Below are 19224 nucleotides of genomic sequence, written 5' to 3'. Positions count from 1 at the left end.
TCCTTACTTGGCTTGTGAGGCAGATGCCGCAGAAGCCTTAGGTGCGGAAGCGGTTGTGGCTGATGGCGCACTTGGTGCACTGGCTGCGGTCGCTTTCCATGGCTGAGTTTGTACTTTCTTGGCTCCGGTTAACTGCACCAGTGCTAGGCCATCCATTGCAACTTTATCCCCTGCGCGGAGACCACCACTGATTACCCAGTTGGTGCCTTTCTGCTGTACAACAGTTACCGGACGAACAGCCAAACTACCATCGGCATTAACTACTGTAACCGTATCACCACTGGCACCACGGGTTACTGCCTGCTGCGGCAACACGATAGCGTTCTGAATTTCAGCTTGCGGAATTTCTACCCGTACAAATTGCCCAGGCAGTAACATATCATCATCATTTGGAATTTCCGCACGCACTTTCACTTCGCCCGTGCCTTCGTCTACTGTCATATCAGTAAACAGCAGACGCCCTTTTTGAGGATATTCACTGCCATCATCCAGTTTGATAGCTACTTCCACTGCACCATTGATAGTTTTCATTTTGCCAGAAGCAATATCCTGACGGATTTTCATAGCCTGAGCTGCAGTCTGGGTCAGATCCACATATAAAGTATGTGTTTGCTGAATCAGCGCCAGCTGCGTTACATCGCCCTGTCCGACCAAAGCGCCTTCAGTCACCAAAGCTTTGCCGATACGGCCAGAAATTGGTGCGCGTACATAAGCATAACCTACATTTATCTGCGCAGTTTTTATCGCAGCCTGTGCACTTTCAATCTGTGCATGTGCCAGACGCTGCTGAGCTATGGCCTGATCAAATTCCTGTTTACTGATGGCATTGGCGGCTACCAGCGGACGATAGCGAACCACGTCTGCATCAGCTTTTACTGCATTGGCTTGTGCTGTGGCCAAACTTGCACGGGCAGACTGTAATGAAGCTAGGTAAGGTGCATTGTCAATCTGGAACAGTGGCTGCCCTTCCTTAACATAAGCGCCTTCTGTAAATAAGCGTTTCAGCAGAATACCGGCCACACGAGCACGCACTTCTGATTCGCGAATCGGCTTTAAACGGCCGGTCAACTCAGTGTCTACTGTAACCGTCTGTGGTTGTACCGTCAGCACGCTGACCATTGGCGCCTGTGGTGCTGGTCCGTTGTCTTTTTTGCCACATGCAGCTAAAGCCAGCACACTGGCCAGCACTATCGCACTGATGCGCCATTTATCTGCTCTTCGATTCGTTCCCATACTCACCTCAATATGTGCATATATAATTAAAAATTAAATGAATTTTTACTCTGCTGCGCTATAAATATGACACAAATAGCGCTGGTGACGCCATTGCGGGCTGTCAGATAAAAATATCCGACAACCTGCTTATGCGACAACAGACGATTTAATCAGGAATAACTTTACGCTGCGCATTATACATGCAACAATGTATGTATACCAGATGCAATAAATTTATAACTTAGTTATTTTAATCAAAAATACATGTGTCAATCTGGATTAAATACAGATTTGCCTAATTTAATGTACAGATAAACGGAAATTTATTATGCGCAAGACCAAAGAGGAAGCTTTGCAAACCAGAGATGACCTCATGGCCGCTGCTTTGGATATTTTTTACCGGCGCGGCGTCAGCCGTGCATCTTTACAGGAAATCGCCAGCGCGGCCGGTGTCACACGTGGTGCGCTCTATTGGCATTTTAAAAATAAGGAAGACTTGTTTGACGCGTTATTCCAACAGGTTTTCAGTAAACTGAGTGAGCAGCTGCGCCATGATATTGACACCAGCTCGCCGGATGCACTACACAACCTTATGCGGGCACTGAATCAGATGTTCCAACGTATGGCCAATGATGAGCGTTATCGAAAATTCTGCTATATCCTGCATTTAAATTGTGAGCATACTGAAGACAACCGCGCAATTGTGGCGTTGTTGCAAAAATACCAAAATCTATGGTGGCAGAATTTATGTGCTGTGTTTCAGGTATGTTGCCAACAACATATTCTGCCAGAAAACATTAATATACGGCAGGCAGCCTTGTATTTTCAGGCACTATTTATCGGATTGACCAACCTGTGGCTAACAGACCCGCACAATATCGATATCACCAGCATTGCACCAAACTTTATCAATATTGCACTCGAATCACTGCACCATAATCCAAACCTGCGCCAATAGCGGATAGTGTTTTGCCAGTATGATTAAAACATAAAATTATTGTCACCAGCTCGTTTCAGAATGGGAAACACTAGCTTGTCAGTTTTAATCATCTTCCCGTACCCGTAACAGCATCACCGGAATATCAGATTGCCGCAATACCCCTTCTGCTACCGAACCCATTAGAATATGCATGAAGCCACTGAATCCATGGGTACCCATCACTAGTAAATCAACATTATGCTCCGTGGCTTCCTGAATCAACATATCAGCCACCTTATCACCTGCACTCTCAATCACCTCAACCTCGTATTGCAGACCGGATTCCTGAAGCATTTTTTCTGCTTGCTCCAGTCCTTTCTTACCGGCGGCATTGACTGCTTTACGCACTTCTTCAGATGGCAAAGCACCAACACCTCCCCAGCTAAACTGTGCTAGATCCACCACATTGACTACTCGTAAAACAGCATTTTGGCACAATCTGGCCAGCATGATGGCTTCCTGTAAGGCTCGTTTCGCAGCCGCACTTTCATCTACCGGTACCATAATTTTGTGATACATCGTTATTCTCCCTGCTCAACAAACCATAACCTGATTTGAATTAAACTGAAAAACATCAATATAACCAGAAAACTACTGGCAAAGCTTAGCACAAATTTGCCTGAAGTAAACGCCAGTCCATCAACGTTTCTTTTAAAACCTGCTACCATCTAGCTTGCATTCATAAAGGATAACCCATGAGTCGCATTCAAATTGAAACGCCAGAAAAATGGTTGTTTCACACGCGCATCAAAGTACAGATAGGCGATATTAATTACGGCAACCATCTTTCAAACGATGCCATACTACGCCTTTGTCATGAAGCGCGTATGCGTCTACTTTCAAGTTACGGATTCAACGAAATAGATATTGGCGGTACCGGCCTGATTATGCTGGATGCCGCTCTGCAATTTCAGGGACAGGGATTTTATGGCGATGAACTGGATTTTGACTTAGGAATTACCAACCTAAGCAATACAGGTTTTACCCTGATATACAAATTGCATCGCACCCGTGATGGTGCCGCCATTGCAATGGTAAAAACCGGCATGGCTTTCTTTAATTACGAGCGCCAGCGCATTAGCCGCACACCTGAAATTTTTCGCAGCGCCATCGCTTGGGTAATTGAATGAAGCAAGCTTCTACCTCTTACTGGACATTATGGAATGAGTTTTTCCAGCATTTACAACAGCGCGGATTATCTCCCTTAACCAGCACTGCCTACGAACGTGATTTAATTCAGCTGAGTCAGCTTTTACCGGAAAATCTTAGCCCATTGAATATCACTCGTCTGCATCTGGTAGGCGCTCTAAAAAAACTCAGTGGTCTGGGAGATAAGCCTGCCTCACTGGCACGCAAACTCAGTACATGGCGGACTTACTTTAATTTTCTGCAACAACAGGGATACATTACCGCCAACCCTACCAGCAACATCAAAGCACCCAAAGCCGGTGCCCGCTTGCCTAAAGCAGTACCGGCCGAAAAACTCAATCAGGCTTTTGACCATGCTTGTGCCAGCGACCCGCTGTCCCTACGGGATCAGGCTATTTTCGAATTATTGTATGGCAGCGGATTACGTCTGAGCGAATTGGTGCAACTAGACTTACACCATCTAATGCTGAAAGAAAATTGGGTACATGTGCGAGGTAAAGGCAATAAGCAACGTCAGGTCCCTTTAGGACAAAAAAGTATCGAAGCTTTACAGAATTATCTACCGCACCGCTACGCAGTTTCTGGAGAAAATGCAGTATTTACTAGCCGGCGTGGCACCCGCCTGAGCGCACGTCAAATTCAGAATCGTCTGAATATCTGGTCCATTACTCACGGTAGCGACCGCCATTTATCCCCGCATATGCTGCGGCACAGTTTTGCCAGCCATGTATTACAAAGCGCCCACGACATCCGCGCGGTACAGGAGCTGCTCGGACACAAATCCATCAGCACAACTCAGCAATATACCAAACTCGATTTCAACCATTTGGCACAGATTTACGACAATACACATCCACGTGCCAAACGCCGTAACAAATAGCCGTTTTTATCTGAATCTGTATTATGCTTAGTCAAACCCAATCCATGATTGTCAGCATCGTGCTACTTAACCTGCTCGGCCAGCTGTCCCCTGGGCCGGATATGCTGATAATCAGCAAAACAGCTCTAAACCACTCACGACGGGCAGCATTCTTCGTTGCGCTGGGCATCACCACCGGAGTGGCTTTCTGGCTGACTTTGACCATTGAAGGCTATAGTGCCATACTGCACCAGCTACCATGGCTGCAAAACACTCTTATGCTGGCCGGCGGCTCCTACCTCATTTATTGCGGCTGGCAAATGTTACAAACCGTTATTCCTAAAAATAACGTTACTGTTCAACCCCTACAAGAAAAACATTTTTTTTGGAAAGGCCTGATTACCAACCTATCCAATCCCAAAATCGTTCTTTATCTTGGCAGCGTTATGTCTATGGCCATGGCAGATGTTCATAAGCCAACTTTAAAATATGAAATTATGATTATTTTGCTGGTACAAGTACTTCTTACCTTGTGCTTGATGTTGTGGCTGTTTTCTTTACCCGTGGTCAAACGCAACTACTTGAACTGGTGCCTGATTATCGACCGTATCGGCGGCTTTGCGTTTATTGGCTTTGGCGGCTGGCTATATTTACAGGTCTTTAGCAGCTGGCTCCACCACTAATACTAAGCAACAAGACAGATTCAAAAATCTGTCTTTTCCCCCATCTCAAAGTATTCTTCTCACACCGCACACAGCAACTCTACCGCCTGCTCCAACGTTTCCTGCCGCTTAGCAAAACATACCCGTATACATTGCTGGCTAAAACCATCATGATAAAACGCAGCCAAAGGTATTGTCGCCACTTTATATTTAGCCACTAGCTCACGCACAAACTCAGTTTCAGATGCAGTACTAATAGCACTATAATCCAAAAGCATAAAATACGTACCCTGCGGCACATAGACTTTAAAACGTGAATTGCTTAAACCCGCCAGCAGAAAATCGCGTTTTTGCTGAAAAAAGTGTCCCAGATTCTCGTAGTGTGACGCATCGGCCAGATAATCAGCAATCGCATATTGCGTAGGAGTATGCACACTAAATACATTAAACTGATGCACCTTACGAAACTCAGCCATCAAGGCCGGCGCAGCCACACAGTAGCCCACTTTCCAGCCTGTAGCATGCAACAATTTGCCAAACGAGCCCACAACAAAAGTTCTCTCCCGTAACAGCGGCTGTGTCAGCAAAGTTTGTGGTCGGGCATCATCAAACACCAGATGCTCATATACTTCATCACTTAACACAAAAATATCATTATTCAGCACTATCTCAGCCAAAGCCGTCACATCAGCTTTATTGAATACCCGACAGGCCGGATTGTTTGGATTATTCACAATAATCAACCGTGTACGCGCCGTAACCAACGATCGGACGAAATCCCAGTCTATTGAAAAATTTGGTGCAGCCAGCTGTACCGGAACCACTTTACCCCCAAACAATGAAACCGCAGGTGCATAGCAATCATAAGCTGGCTCAAAAATAATTACTTCATCATCCGGACGAATCAGCGCTGCAATAGTGGTAAAAATCGCCTGCGTTCCGCCTGCCGTAACCGTAATTTCCTGTTCCGCATCCACACTCAGCCCATGCACCCGCTGAAACTTTTCCTGGATACGCAGTCGCAAACCCACCACACCAGCCATAGGCGCATATTGATTATTTCCCGCACGCAGATAATGCTCTATCAGTTCGATTAATTGCTTATCTACCGTATAGTCAGGAAAACCCTGAGACAAATTTAGCGCATCATACTTTGCGGACAAAGCCGACATGACACTGAAAATCGTTGTTCCTACATTGGGCAGCTTAGATTGCAGATTCAGCATAATTTTCACCTACGAAAAAATCATCATATAACCATCCAACCAAATTTAACAATTAGTTTTTATTAACCAACACAAGTATTCACATCACCAACAAAGAAGACTAAACTATTCGCATAATTTACAAAAGGAAACTAAATCATGAAAAAAAGCATTTTAGGATTATGTCTCACCCTTGGACTCGCTGGCTCTGCCATGGCTCAGACTCACTGGGGTTATCAAGGTGACTATGCACCGGAAAATTGGGGAAAAATGTCGGACGCGCAAACCTGCTCCACAGGTAAAACCCAATCCCCGATAGACATCTTTGATAGCAAAACCAACCATAAACTTCCACCTCTGAAATTCGACTATCGGCATGCCGATATTAAACAGATAGTCGACAACGGCCATTCCCTTCAGTTCAATTTCGACTCAAACAGCAACCTGACCTACAACAATAAAACTTACACACTGGTTCAATTCCATGCCCACGAACCAGCCGAACACACTATCAACGGCATACGCTATCCTCTTGAGCTGCATTTTGTACATCAGGCCGCTGACCACAGCAATTTAGTTGTAGCAGTATTTGTACAAGAAGGTCAGCAAAACTCCTATTTTGAAAAATTGTCTGTATTCAAAAAACTGGCTAAAAATGGTAGCGAAAACACTGATATCTTATTTAATCCCGAACACATCTACCCGCACAATCATAGCTATTACCGCTATACCGGCTCTTTGACCACTCCACCATGCAGCGAACCCGTAACATGGATATTATTCCGCCAACCGATTACGTTATCCAAAGCAGAAATTGCAGAAATCGCACAATACCTACCTAAAAATAACAACCGCCCCGTGCAACCGCTAAACAACCGCATAATAGAAAACAACTGAGCCCATCCTCTTATGCAAGCAGTCAGGCCACAAATAGCCTGACTGTAAATTTTTTCAGTACCCCACAATCAAAAGCGCACAAACATAACGAATCCATTGCTTAGAATTTCATCTAAAGTGCCATGGCGTAATTTATCAGAAGAATCAAGTTCCATTTGTTCAAGTCTGTCAATAATTTCGCTACCCACAAATTTTAGTTGTAACAATAGTTGTGGCTCTGTTTCTGAAAAAGCCATATCATTCCTAATTGATTACATTGATATTAATTTTAAGTTACGTTTAAACTAGTTCACTTAACTTTTTCCACTTTCTGATTTTGGTTCGAAATGATTTAAACGGTGCCACAGAATTGATATGAATAAAGCGCGCTACCGTCCAAGATTCAGGGAAAGGTTTAGTCCAATTACGTGTGTCTTTAATAAATAACGTATCATCATCCAAAGATTCAATCCAATTATTCCAGATAACAAGTTTCTCGTTAAATAATGTAATCAATTCTTGTAATGAATAATCCTGATAAATCTTATAAAAGTGTTGATATAATGTACCTAACTGATTCCATTTGTAGCCTTCTGCAGGTAATGTTGGGATTTTTCCTGCAAGTTCATCATCATCCCAAGACTTAACAAGATCCAACCATCCTAACTGATAAGCAATCATTTGCGCAGGAGTACGATCTACACCATGAATTAACTCATCTTTTTGAGATTCTGTTAACGTATCAAATTCTTTAATAAACAATTTAGCGGTTTTGTTTATTTCATTCAATAACTGTTGTTTACTGGTATAAGCCATAGGGCAAACTATCCTTATTTTCTTTATTTTTAAACTGCTTTAATTCTTCATCAATAAAATAACGAACCAAATATGCATATAAGTCTTTAATAATATCGCCATTTAGTCCTAACTCATTGGCCCAAAGCTTCCGTTGTTCAAGCATAGTGTCAAAACGGGCCTTGGCTTGTACAGCACTAGCACTTTTTTAAATTCACTAGCAGCATTAACATATTCAAAGCGAGCCCAATAGCTTAATAACAGTGTGATCAATCTGATCTATCTCTAAACGAATATCTTCCATATTACAACTCCATTCCAAAATATTTTTCAATTAACAAAAAGCTTCATATTTAGCACAAAAACCAGCATTAAAACCATAATCTGAGTTTAAAATTAAAATAAATATACACCCATAACAAATTAAATTAAAATACTAGTAAGAATGATTATAATTTTAATTTATCTTAACCTTTACCAGTCAGGCTCTCATGCACCCGCCTGTCATACCCGTTTTCTCTCTACAGTTTGTACTGTTTACGCCAGCTTATTTATTATGCAGCCGGTTCTGGCCGAGGATCAAAGTAAACACAACAACATTAACAGCTACGCCCTGCCCACCATTAGTCATCGCCAGCAAACCCAACAAAGATTTAGTTAACACCAGCATCCTCAGACAGCCACAGTTAGACACCATTCAGTCCAACAATATTGCCTCATTACTCGAGTATCTGCCCGGCACCAGCATGGTAGGTTCACCTCGACCAGGTGGACAAAAAATCAATATTTGGGGATTAAGCGACCCCGAAGACGTACCTGTAACCGTAGACGGTTCCCTCAAAACTTTTGATAAATACCGGCAAGGTTTCGTCTTCATCGAACCCGAACTCATCAAAAATTACCGTCAGCAAAGGTCCGCATAACCCCACCGTCAGTAACGGAGGCTTCGGCGGTTCCATCAAACTGGATACCAAAGATGCCAGCGACTTTTTGCGCGAAGGTGAAAATATAGGCGCACTAATCAAGTATGCCCATGCCAGCAACAATATCCAGAACAATTGGTCAGGTGCCTTATTCGCCCAAAGTGATAACCGTATGTTCGATATATTGGCCTATTACACCAATCGAGATGCTCATAACATCAAACGGCCAGATGGCAGCAAATTTTTTTATTCAGCCTATCAACAGCAGAGTGGTTTAATCAAAGGCAACATCCGTCCGAATAGCGACCATAAAATAAGTTGGTCAATAATGAACAGCAATCACAGCGGCTGGGAACCATTTGCCGCCATGCGAGACGAAATGCCCTACCCCAGTGAGGCTGAAATCAAAAAATACGGACTAGATGGCGCATGGAAACGCAAACTGGTGTACCGCATAAAACGACAAAAGCGCCAATCGCACCTATGAATACACGTCCGATAGCCCACTCATTAACCTAAGTAAGTGCTTAAATTACTTAAAACCCACCAGCATGATACCCGTCCCGAAAACGCCTCCAATTTTGCCTCCAGCAATATGGGCAATGAAAGCTGGAAGGTTCTATATTTTGCAACGTTAGCTCTAACTACTTCCCAGTATGTGCGCCTAACAGCAAATATTGGCTGTCCATTCTATGCTTATTTTTTTTGCAAAAATATTTTTATCCTGATTAAAAAATTTTTTTCTGATTTATCTGTTTTACTAAAACCTGCGTTAAATAATTATTATGCATATTAACCGGCAGAGACTATGCTACAAAATTCTAAAAAATTTTTTACTTTTTATCTGATTAAAAATTTTTCAGAAAACTCAGAGAATTCTGCTATTCTGTTAGTACAACAAATTGCTTATTATGCCCAGCAACTTAATATATCTCTGCCACAGATGACAAAGGAAAATCAGATGCAAATTACCATTTTGCTTTACCCAGACTTTGAAACACTAGATGTATTCGGGCCAGTAGAAATATTTGGCAAAGTACCGGACTGGCACATACAGTATTATTCACAAAACGGTGGTCTTATCTGCAATCAGGATAACATCAGTATCTCAACTGAAAACTTTGCATCCATTCCCCAGAATATAGATACCCTTTTTATACCCGGTGGGCCCGGCACACGTATCCTGATACAGCAAACTGATTTTATCCAGCAACTAAAATCACTAGCACAAAAAAGCAAGTATGTGCTCACCGTTTGTACCGGCAGCGCCCTGCTGGCCAAAACTGAATTACTCGATGGACGTCAGGCTACATCCAACAAACGCGTCTTTGACTGGGTAAAAACCTCATCAGCAAAAACCAAATGGATAGAAAAAGCCCGCTGGATTACAGACGGCAAATACTACACCTCTTCCGGTATCAGTGCCGGAATGGACATGGCATTAGCATTTGTGCAAAACAGAACGGATAAAAATACCGCTGAAAAAATTGCCACCAGAATCGAATACCACTGGCAGCAGGACAGCCAGCAAGATGCATTTTGTTCGAACAATCAACCAAATTAGAAACAGCCTAATAATAGCTAAATCATTACACAATCAAGCACATAAAAGGTATTGCGAATTTGTGTGCAAAGTAACCTCATACTGTTTACACAGAATAACACCAGCAGGCAGTATGATATTCAGCGCAAAGTCACCCCATAAGCCCTATCAGAATCGGATTAAAAATCAACCATGCTGTTAAACGAACAACAAAAAATCGGCCTGTTTTTCGTCGTATTGTATTCAATATTTTTTATCATATTTATGCAAATACACCTGATGTCTGGCGTGATTTCCGGCCTCCTTACCTATACTCTTACCCAGAAATTGGAAGATTATCTGGCCACCAGAATGCAGCGCTGGGGTAGCAAAGCCAAAATTTTTTCAGTACTTTTGCTGTCACTGCTCATCATGATCTTACTCATAGGCGGTTTCAGCTATCTTATCAGCTGGGTAATCAGCGTAGCCAAAGACCCCCAGCAGACTCTTACTCACATACAGAATCTCTTTAACAGCATCGCCAGTGCCTTGCCAAAAGAATTAAGTAATTACCTTCCGGATGATCTCGTAGAATTACGCGCCAATGCTCTTAACTTCATTAAAGAGCATGTACTTTACTTGCAATCAGTCATTAAACAACTTTTTCACTCCCTACTTATCATTATAATTGGCATGATAATCGGTTTAATCGCCGGCTATCAGCAGAACAAGCGCAGTATCAACGAAACCTCAACCTCTCCCACCATCTACATGCAGGCACTCAAAGATGGCCTCGACCGTCTGGTGCTGGTTTTCCAATACGTTGCTTTCTCTCAGGTAGTCATTGCATTATTCAATGCTATCATGACAGCCATCTTCCTATTAATTGTTCTACCCATCTTCGGCATACACCTGCCCTTCAGTAAAAGCCTAATACTTGCCACTTTCGTACTCGGCCTCATACCCATCATCGGCAACTTAATTGTCAATACCATTATGTGTCTGGTTGGCTTCACAGTTTCCTTCTGGATAGCAGTAATTGTACTCATCTATTTAATTATCATTCACAAAGTCGAATATGTACTCAACGCCAAAATTGTCGGCAGCAAAATACATGCAGGCATCTGCGAATTATTGATTGCCATGGTATTTTCTGAAACTTTGTTTGGTGTAATTGGGCTTGTATTTGCCCCCATTTTTTACGCCTTTCTAAAACTGTCTCTCAAGCAGCTAAAAATCATTTGACTCAGTTCATCAGCAGACAACAAAAAAGGCCATCAACCATGGCCTTTAATCATTTCAGCGTTTATAGTGCTCCACATCCGGTAACAAAACCGTCAGCATGCCCAGCAACGGCAAAAAAGAGCAGAACTTAAAAATAAGCTGCAAACTGGTTTTATCGGCCACATAACCCAACACCGCAGCCGCAATACCACTCATACCGAACATCAGACCAAAAAACAGTCCAGCAATCAAACCTACCCGTCCCGGTATCAACTCCTGTGCATACACAACAATAGCCGCAAAAGCTGAAGAAATAATCAGACCAATCAAACAACTCAGCACCGCCGTACCCCAAAGATTGGCATACGGCAAAGCCAGCGTAAATGGCGCAGCCCCAAGAATAGAAAACCAGATAACATACTTGCGTCCGACACGATCACCAATCGGTCCGCCGGCAAACGTACCAATCGCCACACAGGCTAAAAACAAAAACAGAAACAGCACCGCCGTTTGCTTTGGCAAAGCAAATTTTTCTATTAAATAAAAACTATAATAATTACTCATACTGGCCATATAAAAATACTTGGAAAAAATCAGCACAGCCAGAATAAATAATGCTAAAACTGTTTTATTACGGTCATAAGGTAAAACTCTATTTACTGCCTTCTTGTGTTTGCTAGCTGCCAAATGATGAGCACTCCATGCACTTATCCGACTGAGCAAAGCAATAGCCAAAACACCAATACATACAAACCACAGAATATTAGCTTGGCGGTTATATTTCAGCACCACAAAACTCACCAGCAACGGCCCCAGTGACGAACCTAAATTACCTCCTACCTGAAACGCCGATTGTGCCAGACCATAGCGGCCAGCCGAAGCATTACGCGCCACACGCGAAGCTTCCGGATGGAAAGTAGACGAACCAACACCTAGAAAAGCGGCTGCTACCAGCAACAAATAAAATTGATTTGCCAAACCCAGCAGACACAAACCAAATGTCGTCGAAACCATTCCCAAAGGGAGCAAGTAAGGTTTCGGATGTTTATCCGTATAAAAACCAATCACTGGCTGCAAAATCGAAGCCGTAAACTGATAAACCAGACTAATACAGCCCACCTGTGCAAAAGTTAAGCGGTACTTTTCTTCCAGTAAAGGATAAGTGGCCGTGAGCATTGACTGAATCAAGTCATTACACAAATGCGCACCGGACACCATCAAAATGACTGAAAGAAATAACTGATTAAAAGATAACTGTTTATCCTGATGATTCATAACATTCAATTCACGGCGATTATTAAAATAATAACAACTAATTTATCTACAAACAGAAGTTTGCAGATAATCACTAATCTTCTTCGTTTCCCGTCCGATTTCCTCCAGACAGAAACTCAAACCACCGATTAGCGTATTCAGATTGCCTGTAAAACGTAGCATTTCTGCCGCATCGACCATAGCCATACTGCTCAGACCATCACGTTCAGCCGGCAGCTTACTCAGCGTCCGCAACATATTAGTAAAATTTAACTGCTCCGATTCACAACAATACAATAAACAAGTCAAATTTTCATGACTGAGCAAATTTGCTTTTTTAACCAGCGGCACAGAATCATCCTCTTTTACCGTAACAAATTTTGTATTCAGTAATAACACACCCGTTCGCTTTTGGCCGCGAAACCACCGGACTCTCCCAGGAGTTCGCACAGGCCAGAGCAGATCACTGCCTGCGTATCCCTCAGACTTCCCATATCCGCTCATTGAATCTATCCAACGCAGCAGCCATCGTAGTGTACGAAGCTCTACGGCAGCAGGGGTTCGCTGGTTTGTCTTAACCCGTCGCATTTTTCGCTCAGCTACAAAGCAAAGAACCCAGTAGACTATCTACTGGGTTCTTCTTAATGGGTGTCTGGCGGTGTCCTACTTTCACATGGGCATCCATACTATCATCGGCGCTAGGTCGTTTCACGGTCCTGTTCGGGATGGGAAGGCGTGGGACCAACCCGCTATGGCCGCCAGACTTTAAACTGTCAAATCAGAAAGCCTTAATCTTGGTGATGCTTGTATTCTCATCAGTAAGCTTTATCATTTACCTTGCACATCTTCTGCGTGCGAAGTCCTTCAAATGATAGAGTCAAGCCTCACGAGCAATTAGTATCGGTTAGCTCCAAGTGTTACCACTCTTCCACACCCGACCTATCAACGTCCTGGTCTCGAACGTCTCTTTAGAGGGATTAAATCCCTAGGGAAGTCTCATCTTCAGGCGAGTTTCACGCTTAGATGCTTTCAGCGTTTATCTCTTCCGAACTTAGCTACCCGGCGATGCGACTGGCGTCACAACCGGTACACCAGAGGTTCGTCCACTCCGGTCCTCTCGTACTAGGAGCAGCCCCCGTCAAACTTCCAACGCCCACTGCAGATAGGGACCAAACTGTCTCACGACGTTTTAAACCCAGCTCACGTACCACTTTAAATGGCGAACAGCCATACCCTTGGGACCGACTACAGCCCCAGGATGTGATGAGCCGACATCGAGGTGCCAAACTCCGCCGTCGATATGAACTCTTGGGCGGAATCAGCCTGTTATCCCCGGAGTACCTTTTATCCGTTGAGCGATGGCCCTTCCATTCAGAACCACCGGATCACTATGTCCTGCTTTCGCACCTGCTCGACTTGTCGGTCTCGCAGTTAAGCTACCTTGTGCCATTGTACTATCAGTCCGATTTCCGACCGGACCTAGGTAACCTTCGAACTCCTCCGTTACTCTTTGGGAGGAGACCGCCCCAGTCAAACTGCCTACCATGCACGGTCCCCGATCCAGATAATGGATCCGGGTTAGAACCTCAAAGTCACCAGGGTGGTATTTCAAGGACGGCTCCACAGAAACTAGCGTTCCTGCTTCTTAGCCTCCCACCTATCCTACACAAGTGACTTCAAAGTCCAATGCAAAGCTACAGTAAAGGTTCACGGGGTCTTTCCGTCTAGCAGCGGGGAGATTGCATCTTCACAACCATTTCAACTTCGCTGAGTCTCAGGAGGAGACAGTGTGGCCATCGTTACGCCATTCGTGCGGGTCGGAACTTACCCGACAAGGAATTTCGCTACCTTAGGACCGTTATAGTTACGGCCGCCGTTTACTGGGGCTTCGATCCGATGCTTGCACATCTTCAATTAACCTTCCAGCACCGGGCAGGCGTCACACCCTATACGTCCACTTTCGTGTTTGCAGAGTGCTGTGTTTTTATTAAACAGTCGCAGCCACCTATTCTCTGCGACCTCTAATAGCTTACAGAGTAAATCTTTCACCATCAGAGGCATACCTTCTCCCGAAGTTACGGTATCAATTTGCCGAGTTCCTTCTCCTGAGTTCTCTCAAGCGCCTTAGAATTCTCATCCTACCCACCTGTGTCGGTTTGCGGTACGGTTTCATTCAAACTGAAGCTTAGTGGCTTTTCCTGGAAGCGTGGTATCAGTCACTTCGTGTCCTTAGACACTCGTCATCACTTCTCGGCGTTAAGCACCCGGATTTGCCTAAGTGCTCCACCTACCGGCTTAAACGATCTATTCCAACAGATCGATGACCTAACCTTCTCCGTCCCCACATCGCATTTGAATCAAGTACAGGAATATTAACCTGTTTCCCATCGACTACGCATCTCTGCCTTGCCTTAGGGGCCGACTCACCCTACGCCGATGAACGTTGCGTAGGAAACCTTGGGTTTTCGGCGACAGGGCTTTTCACCCTGTTTATCGCTACTCATGTCAACATTCGCACTTCTGATACCTCCAGCATGCTTCTCAACACACCTTCTTCGGCCTACAGAACGCTCCCCTACCATGTCAGTTGCCTGACATCCGCAGCTTCGGTTACAGATTTGAGCCCCGTTACATCTTCCGCGCAGGACGACTCGACCAGTGAGCTATTACGCTTTCTTTAAATGATGGCTGCTTCTAAGCCAACATCCTGGCTGTCTCGGCCTTCCCACTTCGTTTACCACTTAATCTGTCATTTGGGACCTTAGCTGGCGGTCTGGGTTGTTTCCCTCTTGACACCGGACGTTAGCACCCGATGTCTGTCTCCCGAGGAACCACTTGATGGTATTCTTAGTTTGCCATGGGTTGGTAAGTCGCAATGACCCCCTAGCCATAACAGTGCTTTACCCCCATCAGTGTCTTGCTCGAGGCACTACCTAAATAGTTTTCGGGGAGAACCAGCTATCTCCGAGTTTGTTTAGCCTTTCACCCCTATCCACAGCTCATCCCCGCATTTTGCAACATGCGTGGGTTCGGTCCTCCAGTACCTGTTACGGCACCTTCAACCTGGCCATGGATAGATCACTCGGTTTCGGGTCTACACCCAGCAACTCGTCGCCCTATTAAGACTCGGTTTCCCTGCGCCTCCCCTAATCGGTTAAGCTCGCTACTGAATGTAAGTCGTTGACCCATTATACAAAAGGTACGCAGTCACGGATTACTCCGCTCCCACTGTTTGTATGCATCAGGTTTCAGGTTCTGTTTCACTCCCCTCCCGGGGTTCTTTTCGCCTTTCCCTCACGGTACTGGTTCACTATCGGTCGATGATGAGTATTTAGCCTTGGAGGATGGTCCCCCCATATTCAGACAGGATTTCTCGTGTCCCGCCCTACTTCTCGTATACTTAGTACCATCTCTGAAATTTCAAATACGGGGCTATCACCCTCTGTGGCCAAGCTTCCCAGCTTGTTCTTCTATCTCAGTGACTATCATATACAGGCTCTTACGCGTTCGCTCGCCACTACTTGCGCAATCTCGGTTGATTTCTTTTCCTCTGGGTACTTAGATGGTTCAGTTCTCCAGGTTCGCTTCTCTAAACCTATGTATTCAGTTTAGGATACCATGCTTTTACATGGTGGGTTTCCCCATTCGGATATCGCGGGATCACAGCTCTATTGCCAGCTCCCCCACGCTTTTCGCAGGCTTACACGTCCTTCTTCGCCTATCATCGCCAAGGCATCCACCTGATGCACTTATTCACTTGACTCTATCATTTCAAGAACCTCTTGACTTCATCACAACTACCGTTGACCTGTAATCATGACTTAAGCTCCCTACTCTCATAAAGCTTACTTCTTGGTTGTCTGAACAACGCCTTTTGTCTTCGTTGCTCAGCGATACAATCATCACCCAATTCTTTCAGCACTTCCACTTCATCCGTCTCCAGACTCTGCTTCCATGCCTCAATCTTTGTTTGTTGATTTCGGCTTTCCAATTTGTTAAAGATCGATGCGTTACTTCGCAAATTAAATTCAGCTTCCGCTTCATCTGCTTCCAGATAAACTCAATTTAATTTCCAAAGTAAAGTGTGGTGGAGGCAAACGGGATCGAACCGATGACCCCCTGCTTGCAAAGCAGGTGCTCTACCAACTGAGCTATGCCCCCTCTCTTCTTAAATAAGTGGTGGGTCTGGGAGGACTTGAACCTCCGACCCCACGCTTATCAAGCGTGTGCTCTAACCAGCTGAGCTACAAACCCAGTTTATTCAGTCTCTTCTCGCATCTTTTCAGTTTACCGATAAGTGTGAATGCGAATAACCCTCTTCTTTTCTCTAGAAAGGAGGTGATCCAGCCGCAGGTTCCCCTACGGCTACCTTGTTACGACTTCACCCCAGTCATGAAGCATACCGTGTTAAGCGACCCCCTTGCGGTTAGTCTACCCAATTCTGGTATCCCCCACTCCCATGGTGTGACGGGCGGTGTGTACAAGACCCGGGAACGTATTCACCGCAGTATGCTGACCTGCGATTACTAGCGATTCCGACTTCATGCACTCGAGTTGCAGAGTGCAATCCGGACTACGATCGGCTTTCTGAGATTGGCTTCACCTCGCGGCTTCGCTACCCTCTGTACCGACCATTGTATGACGTGTGAAGCCCTGGTCATAAGGGCCATGAGGACTTGACGTCATCCCCACCTTCCTCCGGTTTGTCACCGGCAGTCTCATTAGAGTGCCCAACTTAATGATGGCAACTAATGACAAGGGTTGCGCTCGTTGCGGGACTTAACCCAACATCTCACGACACGAGCTGACGACAGCCATGCAGCACCTGTGTTACGGTTCCCGAAGGCACTCTCCTATCTCTAAGAGATTCCGTACATGTCAAGACCAGGTAAGGTTCTTCGCGTTGCATCGAATTAATCCACATCATCCACCGCTTGTGCGGGTCCCCGTCAATTCCTTTGAGTTTTAATCTTGCGACCGTACTCCCCAGGCGGACAATTTCTCGCGTTAGCTTCGCTACTAAGACATCTAGTGCCCCAACAGCTAATTGTCATCGTTTAGGGCGTGGACTACCAGGGTATCTAATCCTGTTTGCTACCCACGCTTTCGAGCATGAACGTCAGTGTTATCCCAGGAGGCTGCCTTCGCCATCGGTATTCCTCCACATCTCTACGCATTTCACTGCTACACGTGGAATTCTACCTCCCTCTGACACACTCTAGTTAGACAGTTTCAAATGCACGTCCCAAGTTGAGCTCGGGGATTTCACATCTGACTTATCTAACCGTCTGCGCTCGCTTTACGCCCAGTAATTCCGATTAACGCTCGCACCCTACGTATTACCGCGGCTGCTGGCACGTAGTTAGCCGGTGCTTATTCTTTAGGTACCGTCAGCACCAGGTGGTATTAGCACCCGGCTTTTCTTCCCTAACAAAAGTCCTTTACAACCCGAAGGCCTTCTTCAGACACGCGGCATGGCTGGATCAGGGTTCCCCCCATTGTCCAAAATTCCCCACTGCTGCCTCCCGTAGGAGTTTGGGCCGTGTCTCAGTCCCAATGTGGCGGATCATCCTCTCAGACCCGCTATGGATCGTCGCCTTGGTAGGCCTTTACCCCACCAACTAGCTAATCCAACATCGGCCGCTCAAATAACGCGAGGTCCTAAGATCCCCCGCTTTCCCCCTCAGGGCGTATGCGGTATTAGCCATCCTTTCGGACAGTTATCCCCCATTACTCGGTACGTTCCGATGCATTACTCACCCGTTCGCCACTCGCCACCAGAGAGCAAGCTCTCCGTGCTGCCGTTCGACTTGCATGTGTAAAGCATGCCGCCAGCGTTCAATCTGAGCCAGGATCAAACTCTTATGTTTAATCTTAGCTTGTTGTAATCCTGAAGTTCCCTTCAGTATCACTGGTCTGCTTCAAAGTTATTGACAAGATTTATTACTATCCTGTCCCTCTGAATCAGTGTGAGGCTTATCCGCACTCACACTTATCGGTAATCTGTTCTGTTAAAGAGCGTTGCTTTCGACTGCGTTCTACTTTAAACTGTTTCGTTCGTTTCGGCTCGCGTCTCAGCGAAGAAGGCGAACTATACGCCCCTACATCCACCCTGTCAACTACTTCCTCCTCTTATTTTTATACAATCTACCAAACCGCTGTTCTAATAAGATTTATTTTTTCGCCATCACCCTTGGTTTGATCCTAATTTAGTTCTTCGTCTCTATTTCACCCTTTTGATGACTTTTTACTGCATTAATTTTGTTATTTAACTGAGATATCGTCTGTGTTACCCATATAAGCTTTCTTTAACTTTATCCAAATCTGTGCTGCAATTGGTTCAGTAAATGGGTCAAATTTTTTGCAATTTTAAGTAACTCTTTTGACGATAAGAAGGCTTTACTGCTTTTGTTGCACTTGCTGAGTTAGGTAATTATTGGGGGGGGGGGGCTCTTTCTTTTTTATTATTTTAATTTATTGATGATGTTTCCTTTATTACCACTTATTTTATGATTCAGATTTAATGCTTTTAAGTTTAAGGAAAAAGTGTAAATAGATCCA

Annotated in this window: 17 protein-coding genes, 2 tRNA genes and 3 rRNA genes; 10 read left to right on the top strand and 12 right to left on the bottom strand. The window is 44.8% G+C overall.

Annotation, left to right across the window (positions count from 1 at the left end; genetic code table 11):
- Positions 1–3 precede the first annotated feature (3 nt).
- Positions 4–1233 carry an efflux RND transporter periplasmic adaptor subunit gene (locus ABU615_RS07665; protein WP_370388779.1) on the bottom strand — a complete coding sequence of 410 codons (1230 nt, stop codon included), beginning with the start codon at positions 1231–1233 and terminating at the stop codon, positions 4–6.
- Between the two features lie 310 nt (positions 1234–1543).
- Here ABU615_RS07665 and ABU615_RS07660 point away from each other — a divergent pair, with 310 nt between their 5' ends.
- Entirely contained in the window at positions 1544–2173 is a 630-nt protein-coding gene (locus ABU615_RS07660; RefSeq protein WP_267391876.1) for a TetR family transcriptional regulator, read from the top strand.
- 84 nt (positions 2174–2257) lie between these two features.
- On the opposite strand, the gene ABU615_RS07655 is transcribed toward ABU615_RS07660, so the two are convergent.
- Positions 2258–2713 (bottom strand): universal stress protein, encoded by a 456-nt coding sequence (locus ABU615_RS07655; protein WP_100140865.1) that lies wholly within the window; start codon positions 2711–2713, stop codon positions 2258–2260.
- A gap of 176 nt (positions 2714–2889) precedes the next feature.
- On the opposite strand from ABU615_RS07655, the gene ABU615_RS07650 reads away from it, so the two are divergent.
- From ABU615_RS07650 to ABU615_RS07640, 3 genes are read left to right on the top strand one after another with little or no spacing between them, the layout of a single operon-like run.
- A complete protein-coding gene (locus ABU615_RS07650) occupies positions 2890–3324 on the top strand; it encodes an acyl-CoA thioesterase (RefSeq protein ID WP_367489851.1) in 435 nt (144 codons plus the stop codon).
- Positions 3321–4223 (top strand): tyrosine-type recombinase/integrase, encoded by a 903-nt coding sequence (locus ABU615_RS07645; RefSeq protein WP_370388778.1) that lies wholly within the window; start codon positions 3321–3323, stop codon positions 4221–4223. The genes ABU615_RS07650 and ABU615_RS07645 overlap by 4 nt, the downstream gene beginning before the upstream one ends.
- Positions 4224–4246: 23 nt before the next feature.
- Positions 4247–4885 (top strand): LysE family transporter, encoded by a 639-nt coding sequence (locus tag ABU615_RS07640; protein WP_267391879.1) that lies wholly within the window; start codon positions 4247–4249, stop codon positions 4883–4885.
- A gap of 59 nt (positions 4886–4944) precedes the next feature.
- Here the strand turns inward: ABU615_RS07640 and ABU615_RS07635 are convergent, their stop codons facing one another.
- Positions 4945–6090: a methionine aminotransferase gene (locus ABU615_RS07635; RefSeq protein ID WP_370388777.1), complete on the bottom strand. Its 1146-nt coding sequence runs from the start codon at positions 6088–6090 to the stop codon at positions 4945–4947.
- Between the two features lie 138 nt (positions 6091–6228).
- On the opposite strand from ABU615_RS07635, the gene ABU615_RS07630 reads away from it, so the two are divergent.
- Positions 6229–6966: a carbonic anhydrase gene (locus tag ABU615_RS07630; protein WP_370388776.1), complete on the top strand. Its 738-nt coding sequence runs from the start codon at positions 6229–6231 to the stop codon at positions 6964–6966.
- 68 nt (positions 6967–7034) lie between these two features.
- On the opposite strand, the gene ABU615_RS07625 is transcribed toward ABU615_RS07630, so the two are convergent.
- Entirely contained in the window at positions 7035–7202 is a 168-nt protein-coding gene (locus ABU615_RS07625) for a hypothetical protein (protein ID WP_367489859.1), read from the bottom strand.
- Positions 7203–7245: 43 nt separating this feature from the next.
- Positions 7246–7761, bottom strand: a complete 516-nt coding sequence (locus ABU615_RS07620) for a ClbS/DfsB family four-helix bundle protein (RefSeq protein ID WP_370388775.1) — start codon at positions 7759–7761, stop codon at positions 7246–7248.
- 470 nt (positions 7762–8231) lie between these two features.
- Between ABU615_RS07620 and ABU615_RS07615 the strand changes: the two genes are divergently transcribed.
- The 4 genes from ABU615_RS07615 (at position 8232) to ABU615_RS07600 (ending at position 11430) form a co-directional block, all read left to right on the top strand.
- Positions 8232–8663 (top strand): Plug domain-containing protein, encoded by a 432-nt coding sequence (locus ABU615_RS07615; protein WP_367489871.1) that lies wholly within the window; start codon positions 8232–8234, stop codon positions 8661–8663.
- Positions 8587–9150: a hypothetical protein gene (locus tag ABU615_RS07610; RefSeq protein ID WP_370388774.1), complete on the top strand. Its 564-nt coding sequence runs from the start codon at positions 8587–8589 to the stop codon at positions 9148–9150. Before ABU615_RS07615 ends, ABU615_RS07610 begins: the two co-directional genes overlap by 77 nt.
- 474 nt (positions 9151–9624) lie before the next feature.
- A complete protein-coding gene (locus ABU615_RS07605; RefSeq protein ID WP_267391887.1) occupies positions 9625–10227 on the top strand; it encodes a DJ-1/PfpI family protein in 603 nt (200 codons plus the stop codon).
- 171 nt (positions 10228–10398) lie between these two features.
- Positions 10399–11430 (top strand): AI-2E family transporter, encoded by a 1032-nt coding sequence (locus ABU615_RS07600; RefSeq protein ID WP_100140875.1) that lies wholly within the window; start codon positions 10399–10401, stop codon positions 11428–11430.
- Between the two features lie 54 nt (positions 11431–11484).
- Here ABU615_RS07600 and ABU615_RS07595 read toward each other — a convergent pair whose 3' ends face one another.
- Positions 11485–12684, bottom strand: a complete 1200-nt coding sequence (locus ABU615_RS07595) for an MFS transporter (protein ID WP_370388773.1) — start codon at positions 12682–12684, stop codon at positions 11485–11487.
- Positions 12685–12726: 42 nt separating this feature from the next.
- On the bottom strand, positions 12727–12921 hold the full coding sequence (locus tag ABU615_RS07590) for a hypothetical protein (RefSeq protein ID WP_367489883.1): 195 nt from the start codon (positions 12919–12921) through the stop codon (positions 12727–12729).
- A gap of 122 nt (positions 12922–13043) precedes the next feature.
- Between ABU615_RS07590 and ABU615_RS07585 the strand changes: the two genes are divergently transcribed.
- Positions 13044–13241 (top strand): tRNA (cytidine(34)-2'-O)-methyltransferase, encoded by a 198-nt coding sequence (locus ABU615_RS07585; RefSeq protein WP_367489886.1) that lies wholly within the window; start codon positions 13044–13046, stop codon positions 13239–13241.
- Positions 13242–13313: 72 nt separating this feature from the next.
- Here the strand turns inward: ABU615_RS07585 and rrf are convergent.
- From rrf to ABU615_RS07560, 5 genes are all read right to left on the bottom strand, one after another.
- Positions 13314–13426 (bottom strand): 5S ribosomal RNA (rrf, locus tag ABU615_RS07580).
- Between the two features lie 110 nt (positions 13427–13536).
- Positions 13537–16426: ribosomal RNA gene (locus ABU615_RS07575) — 23S ribosomal RNA — on the bottom strand.
- 322 nt (positions 16427–16748) lie between these two features.
- Positions 16749–16824, bottom strand: a tRNA-Ala gene (locus ABU615_RS07570).
- A gap of 16 nt (positions 16825–16840) precedes the next feature.
- Positions 16841–16917 (bottom strand) — tRNA-Ile (locus tag ABU615_RS07565).
- Between the two features lie 77 nt (positions 16918–16994).
- Positions 16995–18533, bottom strand: a 16S ribosomal RNA gene (locus ABU615_RS07560).
- The 16S, 23S and 5S rRNA genes sit together here with 2 tRNA genes alongside, the layout of an rRNA operon.
- Positions 18534–19224 lie beyond the last annotated feature (691 nt).

Source organism: Snodgrassella alvi, assembly GCF_040741455.2.
In the GTDB taxonomy this organism is placed as follows: domain Bacteria; phylum Pseudomonadota; class Gammaproteobacteria; order Burkholderiales; family Neisseriaceae; genus Snodgrassella; species Snodgrassella alvi_E.
The sequence above is the reverse complement of the archived record's forward strand: the minus strand, read 5'-3'. Positions and strand labels throughout refer to the sequence as shown.